Source organism: Vibrio sp. J2-3(2022), from assembly GCF_021725735.1.
Taxonomy (GTDB): Bacteria; Pseudomonadota; Gammaproteobacteria; order Enterobacterales; family Vibrionaceae; genus Vibrio; species Vibrio diabolicus.
The window spans coordinates 1,072,876-1,086,666 of the sequence record NZ_JAKKCK010000001.1 but is presented as its reverse complement, the minus strand read 5'-3'; the positions used below and the strand labels follow the sequence as shown (position 1 = coordinate 1,086,666).

The 13,791-nt window shown below is 45.0% G+C and carries 13 protein-coding genes; 12 read left to right on the top strand and 1 reads right to left on the bottom strand.

Translation table 11 applies throughout. From position 1 onward, the window contains the following. Window positions 1–4: 4 nt before the first annotated feature. The 11 genes from L3V27_RS04665 to L3V27_RS04615 all read left to right on the top strand — a co-directional run bounded on the left by L3V27_RS04665 (window position 5) and on the right by L3V27_RS04615 (window position 12,201). A complete protein-coding gene (locus tag L3V27_RS04665) occupies window positions 5–1,144 on the top strand; it encodes an enoyl-CoA hydratase/isomerase family protein (RefSeq protein WP_048625200.1) in 1,140 nt (379 codons plus the stop codon). Between the two features lie 11 nt (window positions 1,145–1,155). After that, entirely contained in the window at window positions 1,156–2,061 is a 906-nt protein-coding gene (mmsB, locus tag L3V27_RS04660) for a 3-hydroxyisobutyrate dehydrogenase (protein WP_237311146.1), read from the top strand. A 110-nt stretch (window positions 2,062–2,171) separates the two neighbouring features. Further along, window positions 2,172–2,930 (top strand): SDR family oxidoreductase, encoded by a 759-nt coding sequence (locus L3V27_RS04655; protein WP_065646176.1) that lies wholly within the window; start codon window positions 2,172–2,174, stop codon window positions 2,928–2,930. A 791-nt stretch (window positions 2,931–3,721) separates the two neighbouring features. Beyond that, the gene (cyoA, locus tag L3V27_RS04650) at window positions 3,722–4,603 is read left to right on the top strand and encodes a ubiquinol oxidase subunit II (RefSeq protein ID WP_005388604.1); all 882 of its coding nucleotides are present in this window, start codon (window positions 3,722–3,724) and stop codon (window positions 4,601–4,603) included. Between the two features lie 5 nt (window positions 4,604–4,608). Further along, a complete protein-coding gene (cyoB, locus tag L3V27_RS04645; protein WP_005375781.1) occupies window positions 4,609–6,645 on the top strand; it encodes a cytochrome o ubiquinol oxidase subunit I in 2,037 nt (678 codons plus the stop codon). Continuing rightward, entirely contained in the window at window positions 6,635–7,237 is a 603-nt protein-coding gene (gene cyoC / locus L3V27_RS04640) for a cytochrome o ubiquinol oxidase subunit III (RefSeq protein ID WP_237311145.1), read from the top strand. The genes cyoB and cyoC overlap by 11 nt, the downstream gene beginning before the upstream one ends. Further along, window positions 7,237–7,548 carry a cytochrome o ubiquinol oxidase subunit IV gene (gene cyoD, locus L3V27_RS04635; protein ID WP_012842490.1) on the top strand — a complete coding sequence of 104 codons (312 nt, stop codon included), beginning with the start codon at window positions 7,237–7,239 and terminating at the stop codon, window positions 7,546–7,548. The genes cyoC and cyoD overlap by 1 nt, the downstream gene beginning before the upstream one ends. Then, window positions 7,509–8,429 (top strand): heme o synthase, encoded by a 921-nt coding sequence (cyoE, locus tag L3V27_RS04630; protein ID WP_237311143.1) that lies wholly within the window; start codon window positions 7,509–7,511, stop codon window positions 8,427–8,429. Before cyoD ends, cyoE begins: the two co-directional genes overlap by 40 nt. Before the next feature lie 123 nt (window positions 8,430–8,552). After that, window positions 8,553–8,966 (top strand): hypothetical protein, encoded by a 414-nt coding sequence (locus tag L3V27_RS04625; protein WP_237311141.1) that lies wholly within the window; start codon window positions 8,553–8,555, stop codon window positions 8,964–8,966. A 218-nt stretch (window positions 8,967–9,184) separates the two neighbouring features. Further along, window positions 9,185–10,288 (top strand): NADH:flavin oxidoreductase, encoded by a 1,104-nt coding sequence (locus tag L3V27_RS04620; RefSeq protein ID WP_237311140.1) that lies wholly within the window; start codon window positions 9,185–9,187, stop codon window positions 10,286–10,288. Window positions 10,289–10,815: 527 nt separating this feature from the next. Then, window positions 10,816–12,201 carry an FAD-binding oxidoreductase gene (locus L3V27_RS04615; RefSeq protein ID WP_124008032.1) on the top strand — a complete coding sequence of 462 codons (1,386 nt, stop codon included), beginning with the start codon at window positions 10,816–10,818 and terminating at the stop codon, window positions 12,199–12,201. Between the two features lie 105 nt (window positions 12,202–12,306). On the opposite strand, the gene L3V27_RS04610 is transcribed toward L3V27_RS04615, so the two are convergent. Continuing rightward, window positions 12,307–13,197: a LysR family transcriptional regulator gene (locus L3V27_RS04610; protein WP_104973784.1), complete on the bottom strand. Its 891-nt coding sequence runs from the start codon at window positions 13,195–13,197 to the stop codon at window positions 12,307–12,309. Window positions 13,198–13,352: 155 nt separating this feature from the next. Between L3V27_RS04610 and L3V27_RS04605 the strand changes: the two genes are divergently transcribed. Beyond that, a complete protein-coding gene (locus L3V27_RS04605) occupies window positions 13,353–13,751 on the top strand; it encodes a RidA family protein (protein ID WP_005375789.1) in 399 nt (132 codons plus the stop codon). The last annotated feature ends 40 nt before the right edge of the window (window positions 13,752–13,791 follow it).

Here is a 13,791-nt window from a genome sequence, read left to right as displayed (position 1 = left end):
CCACATGGCAGGGATGGTAACCATCAGTGAAATAGAGTGCTTAGATGGCGTGCACCGCATTGGTATCGCAACGTTAGACAACACCGCTTCATTGAATGCATTGACGTATGACATGTTGGTCCAACTCAACGATCAGCTTATCAAGTGGCAAGACGATCCGCATGTGACTTGTGTGGTACTCACTGGCGCTGGAGAAAAAGCATTCTGTGCTGGTGGCGATGTTCGAGCTATGTATCACGTCATGCATAACGAGAGTAAAGAAAAAATCGTAGAGTTCTGTACGGACTATTTCTCGTTGGAGTATGAGTGTGACTATCTCATTCACACTTACAACAAGCCTATTATCGGTTGGGGAGAAGGTATTGTCATGGGCGGTGGAATGGGACTTTTTATGGGAACCAGCCACAAAGTTGTGACAACAACATCACGCCTTGCTATGCCAGAAATTAATATTGGACTGTATCCCGATGTGGGAGGTACATGGTTTTTAAGCCAGATAGATCCGCAAGTGGGTTTATTCCTCGGATTGACAGGTTCAATGGTGAATTCAAGTGACGCTGTCACTATTGGTTTGGCCGATTGGTTACTGTTGGAAGAGCAGTATCCCACCTTACTGGATGAGCTAAAGCGGCTCCAGTGGGGCAAAGAAGATGCGAAAGAGTTGGTAACTGCGCTACTACAATTAATGGAAGAACAGGTTATTGATAGCAAACCAACCACGCAAATTTGTCCATACTTAGATCAGATAGAGGAAGCGTGCAAAGGCTTTGATCTTAATGCAATAGCACAGCGAATCATGGCTATCGAAGGGAACAGTCAGTGGATAGAAAACGCGAAACAAACGTTCGCCGCGGGCAGTCCGATCACCGCACATATTTGCTTCAGACAAGTGAAAGAATACCACAGCTTACCACTTGCAGATTGCTTCCGATTGGAGCTGAGTTTATCGGTTCGCAGCGCCTTATTAGGTGAGTTTAAAGAGGGCGTCCGTTCTCGGCTTATTGACCGGGATGGCGAACCTAACTGGATGTTTAACAGTGTCAGTGAAGTCGATGAAGATGTCATCGATACCTTGTTTACCTCACTTTGGCCGGATGACGAACATCCGCTTGCTGATTTGGGTGAACAAACACTAGGTCAATAAGGAGAATGATCATGAGTACCATCGCATTTATCGGTTTAGGAAGAATGGGGCATCCGATGGCGCAAAACTTATTAGCGTCTGGATTTAACGTGCAAGTATTCGATGTCGATAGCGAAGCAGCAAAGCAACTTGCACCTTTTGGTGCGGTGGTGGCGAGCTCTATCGAGGAAGTCGTGGATGGTGCAAGCACGGTCATCACGATGCTACCAGCAGGATCTCACGTTCGTTCCGTGTATCTTGGCGACTTACACGGCGGCGTAGGTGTCCTCAATCTTGTCTCGCCAAGTACCTTGATGATTGATTGTTCAACCATTGATCCGGACTCTGCGCGATTAGTCGCCAATGAAGCGGCAAATAAACGCGTGCTGTTTGTCGACGCGCCCGTTTCGGGTGGTGTTGCCGGCGCTAAAGCGGCGACATTAACCTTTATTGTTGGTGGCTCGGATGAAGCATTTTCTAAAGCCAATGCCATTTTGCAGTACATGGGAAAAAATGTTTTCCATGCCGGTAAAGCGGGCGATGGTCAAATGGCGAAAATCTGTAACAACCTTATGCTCGGCATTTTAATGTCTGGTACGTGCGAGGCGCTAAATCTAGGTATCGATCATGGGCTCGATCCCAAAGTGTTATCAAACATCATGCTGCAAAGCTCTGGCCGAAATTGGGCATTGGAGCTTTATAATCCTTGCCCAGGAGTGATGGACAGTGCACCAGCCAGCAACGATTACCAACCGGGCTTTATGAGCAAACTCATGTTGAAAGATCTCGGTTTGGGGTTAGATGCGGCGTTACAAACACACTCTTCGGTTCCTATGGGCTCACTGGCGCGTAATCTATATTCTTTCCACAACGCGAGCGGCCACGGCGAGATCGACTTCTCAAGCTTGTTTGAGTTTTACAAGAGGAAGAAAGGCTAGACTGAGTTTTGCTACAAAGCCGTCTGAAATGGTGAAGTAAAACTCATCATTTCGGACCACCTAAACAGGCTTGAAATAGGGAACATTATTAGCGATGGAGTGCAGTAACTATGGATATTAAAAATAGTGTCATTGCCATTACAGGTGCAGGGCAAGGACTTGGGCAAATGATGGCAATTACGCTTGCTCAAGCCGGTGCAGATTTAGCGTTATTAGATGTAAACGCTAGCGGTTTAATGGAAACACAAGAGCAGTGCCGGATGCTGAGCGCAAAAGCGTTGACTTATCAAGTGGATGTAACGAGCGAAATCGACGTTGAAACCACGTTTGACGCGGTTATCCAAGATTTTGGCCAACTCAATGGGCTAGTCAATAACGCTGGCGTGCTAAGAGATGGGTTACTTGTAAAATCAAAAGACGGCGTGATCAGTAAGATGTCTTTGGATCAATTCAATTTGGTCATGAACGTCAACGTTACGGGGACATTTTTGTGTGGGCGTGAAGCTGCCGTTAAGATGATTGAGAGCGGCTCACAAGGCGTTATCATCAATATTTCTAGTGTCGCGAGAGCAGGGAATATCGGTCAAACCAATTATTCTGCATCTAAAGCGGCGGTCGCAACCATGGCGACAACGTGGGCCCGTGAGTTAGCAAGATACGGTATCCGCGCGGCGGCGATTGCACCAGGTGTGGTACATACCGCGATGGCAGAGCAAATGAAACCAGAAGCCATAGAACGGCTAGAAAAGATGATCCCAATTGGAAGGATGGGTGAAACAAGTGAAATCGCGCATGCAGTAAAATACATTCTTGAGAGTGATTACTTTACTGGCAGAGTTTTAGAAGTGGATGGAGGCATTCGTATGTAAAGCCCTAGGGTTAGGCCCCACAGACCGGAATGACAAGCTTCTTTCCCTTTCAACATTTCCTATTTTTCCGAGAGCCAGTTCTGGGCAACGTAAGTGTGTTTATTACTCATGTTTGGATTCACCCTGCGAATGGTTTGCCAAAAGTAAATAATGAGAAGTAAATACCACTCAAATACTAAGTGAAATCATTAATTTGATATTGATCACAATTTTCCACTTTTAATTTCCCCTTCGTAATCAAGCTATCTATGTAAATGCAGTTGATAGCCAGTCTCATCAAAATGAATTTGCAACTGTCTGTTTCAAAAGACATTAACTTTGAAGCACGTGAAGTTCGTGTTGAGGTTAATGTCCTATTGAAAGAGTGTGAGTTTCATTAATGGAAGGTTAGTTTCCAGTTGTGGCTAATGAGCTTTAACTTTTTACTCCTCATAATGCGCCAAATGTAACATTGTGTTTCAAAGTGTAACAATAAACTCACACTAATAGTGTGGTTTTGATCTCCACTCAATTCCGTTTTGTTTCGCTCTGATCCCGACGTTACTCATGCTCAACACATAAACATTCTAATGACTATAACAACTGGTTCTTAGCTTGATACCAATCGTAGCAAGTAATTGTTCATTCTAGCTGGTTAAGATGCTTGATAACGGCGCTGAAAAATTTGTAAGTAGAATAAATACTTATCAAAATTTTTGCCTTTTTATCAAACATTCCCCTGCGCTGTTTCTGAGCTCTTATTTACTGTGATTGGCATTGGCTTTGAAACCAGACAACCATCGAGAAAGTTAATGGAAGCCTCAAGATATAAACGCATCTTGTCGAGGGGAAGTTTGGCGTCCGTCATACTTATGCTCTCAGGATGTAATTCAGCTTTACTTGACCCCAAAGGTGCCATTGGTGTGCAGGAAAAAGAGCTAATTATTACTGCTCTTTTGCTGATGTTGATCGTTGTAATCCCTGTGATTCTAATGACGATTTACTTCGCTTACCGATACCGCGCCTCTAACACTGAAGAAGAGTACGCACCCGAGTGGTCACACTCGACCAAAATCGAAGTGGTGGTATGGACAATTCCAATCATCATCATTGCGATTCTTGCGACGATCACATGGCGTTCGACTCATGAACTAGAGCCATCCAAACCTTTGGAAAGTGATGTTAAACCAATGACCATCGAAGTGGTGTCACTCGATTGGAAATGGTTGTTCATCTATCCAGAGGAAAACATTGCGACGGTGAACTATGTGGCGTTCCCGAAAGACGTGCCAGTGCAGTTCAAACTGACTTCGGACAACATCATGAACGCGTTTTTCATACCTCGCTTAGGTACACAGATCTACGCGATGCCAGGCATGGTAACCAAGCTCAACCTGATAGCGAACCACGAAGGTGACTACAAGGGTTTTGCATCGAACTACAGCGGCGAAGGCTTTTCGCAAATGAAGTTCACAGCCTCTGCAATGTCTGATCGTGCTGCGTTCCTAAATTGGGTGCAGAAAGTGAAGGCGAGCCCTGATCGTATTGAAGATTGGGAGCAATACAGCTCACTGGCAGCGCCAAGTATCGCAGAGCCAGTCACTTTGTTCTCTAGCGTTCCTCCGTTCTTGTTCACCGACGTTGTGACTCAGCATCCTGGTTCAATGAACTGTTTGCCTGAAAACCAAGGATAATCGTAATGTTTGGAAGATTAACTCTTGATTCAGTTCCATTCCACGAACCTATTATCGTCATCACCTTAGCGGTTGTGGCGCTGGTTGGTTTAGCCGTAGTTTACGCGGTAACTAAAGCCGGAAAGTGGCAATATTTGTGGAATGAATGGTTTACTTCAGTAGACCATAAAAAACTTGGCTTCATGTACATCGCAGTAGCGATGGTGATGCTTGTTCGTGGTTTTGCTGACGCAGTCATGATGCGTAGTCAGCAACTCCTTTCTTCTGCGGGTGAAGCAGGTTACTTGCCACCGCATCACTACGATCAAATTTTTACTGCCCATGGCGTGATCATGATCTTCTTCGTAGCGATGCCATTGGTTATTGGTCTGATGAACATCATCGTGCCATTACAGATTGGTGCGCGTGACGTAGCTTTCCCGTATCTGAATAACTTGAGCTTCTGGCTGTTTGTTGTTGGTGTCATTCTAACAAACATGTCTCTCGGCTTAGGTGAATTTGGTCGCACCGGTTGGTTGGCGTATCCGCCGCTTTCAGGTATTGAGGCTAGCCCAGGAGTCGGGGTCGACTATTGGATTTGGGCGCTGCAGATATCAGGTGTCGGTACGACGTTAACAGGCGTGAACTTCTTCGCGACCATTTTGCGTATGCGTACACCGTCTATGCCAATGATGAAGATGCCAGTTTTCACTTGGGCGTCTCTGTGTGCAAACATTTTGATCATCATTTCATTCCCAATCCTAACGGTGACTATCGCTCTGCTAACGCTGGATAGATACCTAGGCATGCATTTCTTTACCAATGATCTTGGCGGCAACGTAATGATGTACGTCAACCTGATTTGGGCTTGGGGCCATCCAGAAGTGTACATTTTGATCTTGCCAATTTTTGGTGTGTTCTCAGAGGTCACCGCAACCTTCTCACGTAAAAAGTTGTTCGGTTACACATCGCTAGTTTGGGCTACCGTAGTTATCACGATTCTTGCGTTTGTCGTTTGGCTACACCACTTCTTTACGATGGGATCTGGCGCGAACGTAAATGCCTTCTTCGGTATTGCCACGATGATTATTTCTATCCCAACAGGGGTGAAGATCTTCAACTGGCTATTCACCATGTACAAAGGCCGCATCCGCTTTACGACGCCAATGATGTGGACAGTGGGCTTCCTGATCACCTTTACTGTTGGTGGTATGACGGGCGTACTAATGGCTGTTCCGGGCGCAGATTTCGTTCTGCATAACTCAGTATTCCTTATCGCTCACTTCCACAACGTTATCATCGGTGGTGTGGTGTTTGGATGTTTCGCTGCGATCACTTACTGGTTCCCGAAAGCGACAGGTTTCACAATGAATGAAACTTGGGGCAAACGCGCGTTCTATCTTTGGATTATTGGTTTCTTAATGGCGTTCCTACCGCTTTACGCGCTGGGCTTTATGGGGATGACTCGTCGTTTAAGCCAAGACATCAACCCTGAATACTTCCCACTGTTATCGATTGCCGCAGCAGGTACGGTTGTGATCGCGCTGGGCGTATTGTCTCAGTTCATCCAAATTTACGTGAGTATCCGTGACCGCGAGCAAAACCGTGACCTAACTGGTGATCCGTGGGGTGGTCGTACTCTTGAGTGGGCAACATCGTCTCCACCGCCGTTCTACAACTTTGCACACCTACCAAAAGGTGATGTGCTGGATGCCTTCTGGTACCAGAAACAAAGTGGCGAGTTCGATCCAACTAAAGAAGTGGAATACGAACGTATTCATATGCCAAAAAACACGGCAACAGGCATCTACGTGTCGGCTTGGTCGCTCCTATTTGGCTTCGGCATGATTTGGTACATCTGGTGGCTAGCGGCAGCAAGTTTGGTCGGTATTATCGTGACGTGTATTCAGCACAGCTACAACGATGACGTGGATTACTACGTGGAAGTTGAAGAGATCAAAGCAATTGAGGCCGAGCGTCGAGCTCAGCTTGAAGAAGCGAAGAAAAACTCAGTGAAAGACAGCGAAAGTAAAGATGATCTGGAGGTGACGTATGCAAACTAATCTCGCAGCACATCACGACCATGATCACCACCATAACACGAATGGCAACAAGCTATTTGGCTTTTGGGTTTACCTGATGAGCGACTGTGTATTGTTTGCGACCTTGTTCGCGACTTACGCCGTGCTGTCGAGCAATTCAATTGCGGGCCCAACAGGTAAAGACATTTTCGAACTCCCATTCGTTTTTGTCGAAACCATGCTGCTGCTGTTTAGCAGTATCACATTTGGTTTTGGCATTATCGCGATGAAGCGCAACAACGTTGCTGGTCTCAAACGTTGGATGTTAGCCACGTTCGCGCTTGGTCTTGGCTTTATCTGTATGGAGGTCTATGAGTTCCATCACCTGATTGAAGAAGGCTATGGCCCACAAACAAGTGCATTCCTGTCGGCATTCTTTACTTTGGTTGGTACGCACGGCCTGCACGTAACCTTTGGTCTGATTTGGTTAGCGGTAGCGTACCATCAACTGTCGACGAAAGGTCTAAACGACAATATGGCAATGCGCTTTAACTGCTTAAGCCTATTCTGGCACTTTCTAGATATCGTTTGGATTTGTGTCTTTACCATCGTTTACTTACTGGGGGTAATGTAATGGATCAACATGTAGAAACCAGTGCGTCAGATTATGTGAAAGGCTTTATTGCCTCACTGATTCTGACGGTAATTCCGTTCTACTTTGTTTGGACGAAATCATTACCAGATACAACGACCTATGCGATTCTATTTGGATGTGCATTAGTGCAGATATTTGTTCACTTTAAATACTTCTTGCACATGGAAACAAAAACATCCGACGGACGTTGGAACCTTGTATCACTGATGTTTACCGCCATTGTTGTACTTATCCTTATCGCTGGCTCGGTATGGATCATCTACAACATGAACGTCAACATGAAGTTGTAGGTCAAGGTATGCTGAAAAGTTATTTGTCTATCACCAAACCGGGCATTATTTTCGGCAACCTGATTTCTGTTGCGGCGGGGTTCTTCCTCGCCGCAAAAACAGAACCAGCTAGTCTAATGTTGTTCGTTACAACGTTAGTTGGTGTGGGGTTAGTCATCGCTTCAGGTTGTGTGGTGAATAATATTTTCGATCGTGATATCGACCAAAAGATGGCACGTACACGAAGTCGTGAAACAGTGAAAGGCAACATCAATATCGATATTGCGTTTGTTTATGCACTTGCTTTATTGCTGGTAGGCACCGCACTGTTATTTATCCGAGTGAACCCACTATCCGCTGTCGTCGTGTTGCTTGGCTACGTGTATTACGTGTTCTTTTACACGATGTGGTACAAACGTAACTCGGTGTATGGAACCTTAGTGGGAAGTATCTCAGGCGCAGTTCCGCCATTGGTGGGTTACTTGGCGGTAACAAACTTCATTAGCTTGGAAGCGATTTTACTCTTTACCATGTTCTGTCTCTGGCAAATGCCGCACTCGTACGCGATTGCCATGTTCCGGATGCAAGACTACCGAGAAGCCGGGATTCCCGTATTACCAGTTAAAGAGGGCATTCATAAAGCGCATCGACACATGAAAGCGTATGTCGTGGCGTTTGGGGCCGTATCGTTGGGGTTATTTTTACTTGGTGAAGCCGGGTATGAATACTTAGCGGTTGCAGCGGTCGTTTGCTTTATGTGGACGAAAGTGACTTTTCGCAGCATTGATGACAGCAACTACATCGCTTGGTCAAAGTCGGTATTTAAAGTCTCACTGCTAGTGGTGATGGGGATTAGTGGTGTACTAGGATTAGAGCTTATTCCGTTGCCGTTTATTTATTGAGTTTGAAGTTCTTTAATATCACTTCCATGTAGCTCCCATTCTGAGAGCTACATGCTTTGCTAGACTCGAATTCATGCCTAAAAGAGATAATATGATTATCCATTTTAACTATGGCCGTGGTTCATGTTTCGTCGTTTTACTCTTCTTTCAATTGTTGCAATTTCTTCATACGTATTAGCCCAAGTTCCGTCCTCGGTTAGCTCCGTGGAAACTTATCGTATTGGAGATACTCTTGTTAGGCTTATTATCCACAACATGGAGATTAATCCAGTGATTGAAGTCGATACAATTAATCGTTCAGATTATGAAATAAATGATGTATTTCGAGTTTCCTCCCTTTCTCTAGATAATGAAAAACTGGATTTCAACCAGAGTGCTGGCGTTTTTGTAGAAGAGTATGGAGAGCGTGATAATAAAGTATTTTTCGTGCTTGATTACTTTTATCTACATGGGGGAGGAAGCGTTCTTGTGGATTGTGAAGTCTCATTCGAAAAAGAAAAGATCTTACCCCCAGAATGTAGAGTGAAGGTAAACTGAGAAATCGGCCGAGTTGCTTTGCTTACAAGCTTATCTCACTAAACCTTAATCCAGATTAAAGTTTTGCCGCCCACGAGGCATTAAGGTGCGCCTGTAGTTTGCAGGTCTCACGGATTCAGAGAAGGAACAGCCATACGTTGTGTATCGCTGTTCCTTTTTTGTTCTTGGTTACTTGGGAAAAGATAGAACCATAAAGACAACATTTAAGAGGACTGGTTTTGAGCATTTTGTTTTCCGAAGCCCGCATTGGCAACATGACCCTAAAGAACCGTTTTGTGCGCAGCGCAACGTGGGAGAACATGGCGACCGAAGATGGCCACATGACGGATAAGCTTTACGATATTTACGAAGAGTTGGCGAAAGGTGAAGTGGGTTTAATTGTTACTGGTTATGCCAATATCGTGGAAGAAGAGAAACCCAACGCTGGGATGATGGGGATCTACAACGACTCTTTTATTGAAGAATACAAAAAGCTAACAGAGCTAGTACATCAACACGATTCTAAAATCGTAATGCAAATTGCTTACGGTGGAACCAAAACCACCTACAACGTCGGTGAGCGTGTCATCTTCGCTCCGAGTGACGTGCCTGAGCGTGGCACGAATACGCAAGGCAAAGCGATGACAAAAGACGAAATTGACTACATCGTAAAGGCATTCGCATTGGCGAGTAAACGTGCTCAAGACGCTGGTTTTGACGGCGTAGAGATACATGCGGCACACACTTACTTAATTAACCAGTTTTTAAGCACGTACTATAATCGTCGCGAAGACGAATACGGTGGTAGCTTAGAAAATCGCATGCGTTTCCTTTTAGAAATTTTTTCTGAAACCAGAAAGCTGGTTGGGAATACTTTCCCAATCCTTGTGAAGCTTACCGCGACAGAATTCTTTGACGGCGGTTTAACGTTCGATGAAACTCGCGTCGTTTGTAAGAAACTCGAAGAAGTGGGCGTTGATGCGATCATCGTGTCTGGCAATATTCACGGCAAAGCAAACGAGCTTGTTGGTGAAACGTTCGATGGTTACACACTACAAGAAGAAGGCTATTTTCACGAATATGGACATGTGATCAGTCAAGATGTGAGCATCCCGGTGATTACTGTCGGCGGATTGAGTGACATTGATGCGATTGAGAAAATTGCAGAAAACACAGATATCCAATTTTTCGCTGTGTCACGTCCTTTATTGGCTGAGCCTCAGTTAATAAAGCGCTGGAAAGAGGGTAATCGAGCGCCAGTGGATTGCGAGCGCTGCTCAAAATGCCGAACCAAACGTGGTAACTTTTGCGTGGTGTATAAGAACCGAAATCGTCGTAAATAACTCACCTTAAGTGGCGGTATATCATTGATAAATAGCGCAATAGTCTTCTAAAACACTAAGAAGGCTATTCAATTTAATTCAATATCACTGCCTCTAACGGCTATTCACTATTCGCAGTCCGAAATATTTTTATAATCCTATTTAATTGATAAATAAAGGTAATATAATTAATTATTAAAAATATTAATTATAAGACAAAGTTTCATATCTGAAACTAAATTGCATTCTAAACTTACAATGAACTTATTAATAATTAGGTGCGAGTGTCACGCAGGGTAAAGAATACAGAAGGTGCTTTGAGGTGCGGTATCATTGCTATAACTATCTGATTTTTATAACTGTGTTTCAGCTTTATCGAACCCAAGAGAGTAAGGGAATTTGTGACCCTACGGTATCGTTACTGTGGGGCCTTGTTTATTTGCTGAAAATAGCTACTCAAACGTCACGTTTAATTGTGAGGGACTTGTATTAGCTTGTCGTTGCATTGTGCTTTGCAAGCCTCATGTAAAACGTGAGAGGCAACTAATATGAATAGTCTAGAAAATGCAACCATTGAACACTTCAAAAATCAATTTCAGGGTGATGTTGTTTTGCCCGGAGATCCTACGTACGACGAAGTTCGTCAAATCTGGAATGGCATGATAGATCGCAGTCCCGGTGTTATCGCTCGCTGCAAGTCTGCCGATGATGTCGTGATGGCGGTTAACTTTGCTCGGGATAACAATCAGCTACTTTCGGTCCGAGGTGGTGGGCATAATATTGCGGGCAATGCGGTTTGCGATCATGGTGTGATGATCGACTTGTCGCTTTTGAATCATGTTCAAGTGGATGAAAGCGAAAGAAGGGCTTTCGTTGAACCTGGCTGTACGTTGGCTGATGTCGATGAGGCCACACAAAAATATGGATTAGCAACGCCTGTCGGCATTAATTCAACCACGGGAATTTCGGGGTTAACGCTTGGTGGTGGTTTTGGTTGGTTGAGCCGAAAATATGGTATGACGATAGACAACTTGGTCTCTGCAAATGTAGTAACTGCAGATGGTCGTCAACTGCTCGCGAATGAGGCAGAAAATGCCGACTTGTTCTGGGCGTTACGTGGGGGCGGCGGTAACTTTGGTATCGTTACGCGTTTTGAATTCCAGCTACATCCTGTCGGTCCAGAGGTGTTAAGTGGTCTCATTGTCTTTCCATTTGAGCAAGCGAAATCCATTATCACCCAGTTTGCGAAATTCACTGAGTCGGCCCCTGATGATCTAAGTGTCTGGATGGTGAGTCGGAAAGCGCCGCCACTCCCATTCTTACCTGAAAGCGTTCACGGAAAAGAAGTGGTTGTACTCGCGATATGTTATGCGGGTGACCCGGCTGAAGGTGAGAAGTTAATTGCACCGTTGAGAGAGTTTGGTGATGCACATGGTGAGCATGTTGGTGTACAGCCATTTGCGGCGTGGCAGCAAGCGTTTGATCCATTGCTTACTCCGGGCGCACGTAACTATTGGAAATCGCATAATTTTAACTCGCTAAGCGAAGGTGTGATTGATGCAGCGATAGAATACGCAGGTAAGTTACCATCGCCTCAGTGTGAGATTTTTATCGCCTCTCTTGGCTGCGCTGCCTCTAGACCTGAGCCCGAGTCTATGGCTTATTCTAGCCGTGATGCAAACTATGTATTAAATGTACATGGAAGATGGGATTTAGCAGAAGATGATGAAGCTTGCATCAGCTGGGCAAGGGAATTTTTTGCCAAGACTAAGCCCTATGCAAGTGGCGGAGCGTATATCAATTTCCTTACACAAGACGAAGCTGAACGTACAGAGTCTGCCTACGGTCCAACCTTTGCGCGTTTACAAGAAGTGAAGAAGAAGTTTGATCCAAATAATTTGTTCAGAATGAATCAGAATATCAAGCCAGAATAAGTGCAATAAGAGCGTCGTCATTTCATATGACCGGATCTGTCACTTAATATCAAATAACAGTGGCTCTAAAATCTAATGGAGCCACTGTTAGCTAAAACCTTCGAACTACGTTTCTTCATCTTGATAGTTTAGATAACGTACACACAAATCATGAAACGCTTTAGCTTGAGGCGAGATCGTGCGGTCGGTCAACGTAAAGATACCAATTTGCCTTTCAAGCGGTGGATCGATAAGCGGGATCCAAACCAAGCGTGTTTCATTGGTTGGGAAAGCAAGCTTCGGTAGGGTCGTGACACCAATCCCAAGTTCTAAGACAGAAAACAGCGAAGTGATATTCTCGACCGAATAGAGCGCTTGCTCACTCAGCGCTCTGGCTGGGGTTGGATCGAGAAGCGTACAGGTGCCGTTACGAATAAAAGGCTGTTCGAGCAAAGTTTGCCACTCGATTCCCTCTGTTTGATTGGCAATAGGGTTATCTTTTAAACACACCACGCCAATGGGGTCGGACAACAGCGGCGTAAAGTCAATGCCGCCCTCATCAAGGTGAGAGGGGTTACCGAGCGCCAAGTCGACTTCACCGGAGAGTAAGCGAGCCTCGACGCCCGCCGCGTTATCATCGATCAAGCTTACTTCTACATTTGGATACTGCTCGCAAAAGGCACCCAACACGCTCGGGATGAGTTTCGCTGCAACAGAAGGAACGCTCGCAATTCGCACTCTCCCTTGCTGTCCGGCCGCGGCAGCTTTGAGATCGTTGTCCAGCGCACTGTAGATATTGAGAAACTGAACCACCTTGGGCAAACAAATCTCACCAAAAGGCGTTAATTTGGTTTTGTTGCCGGGTTCAAACAGCGTTTGTCCTAGCATTCTCTCTAGCTCTTTTATCGACGTGGAGAGCGCAGCCTGAGATCGATTTGCACGATGTGAAGCGGCTCGAAACCCACCTTCCTCGACTACCATCACAAAATGCATTAATTGTTGAAGCTTAATACTCATCCCTAATGCCTCTTAATCCCTTTATTTACGTTATTCTCAATGAAGTGATAAGTTTTATTTATCAAATGTAAAAAATTTACCGTTAGATTTATCGCCTGTCAATGTGCATCATTTAACTATATTGAAACAAAGCTGTTACAAAGGTTGAAAGGCACGTGAATACTCCTACTAAAAAACATCCAGTAAAAACCAGTCTATTTGCTTCTAAAGCGCCGCTTGAATGGGCGATAGTCAACAACGGAACCCTATATACGGCTCAAATTCCTATTGATGACACAGGTGCGGTTGTGGAAGGCGGCATCGAAGCACAAACACGTCAAACCTTTAACAATCTCATTCACACCCTGGAGTGTGCCGGGGAGTCTTTGGACTCTGTATTGCAGGTCCTGATTTACGTGACCGACAGAGAATACTTAAAAACCGTTAACCAAGTGTACGCGGAATATTTTGAAGCGCCGTACCCAAATCGCGCCGCCATGGTGGTTGCAGGGTTAGCGCGAGAAGAGATGTTGGTGGAGTTTGTCGTCTACGCGTCGGCAAGCCAACCAGAATAAATCCAATAAGAACAATTAGAGATCAGTGAGTGGGTGGCTT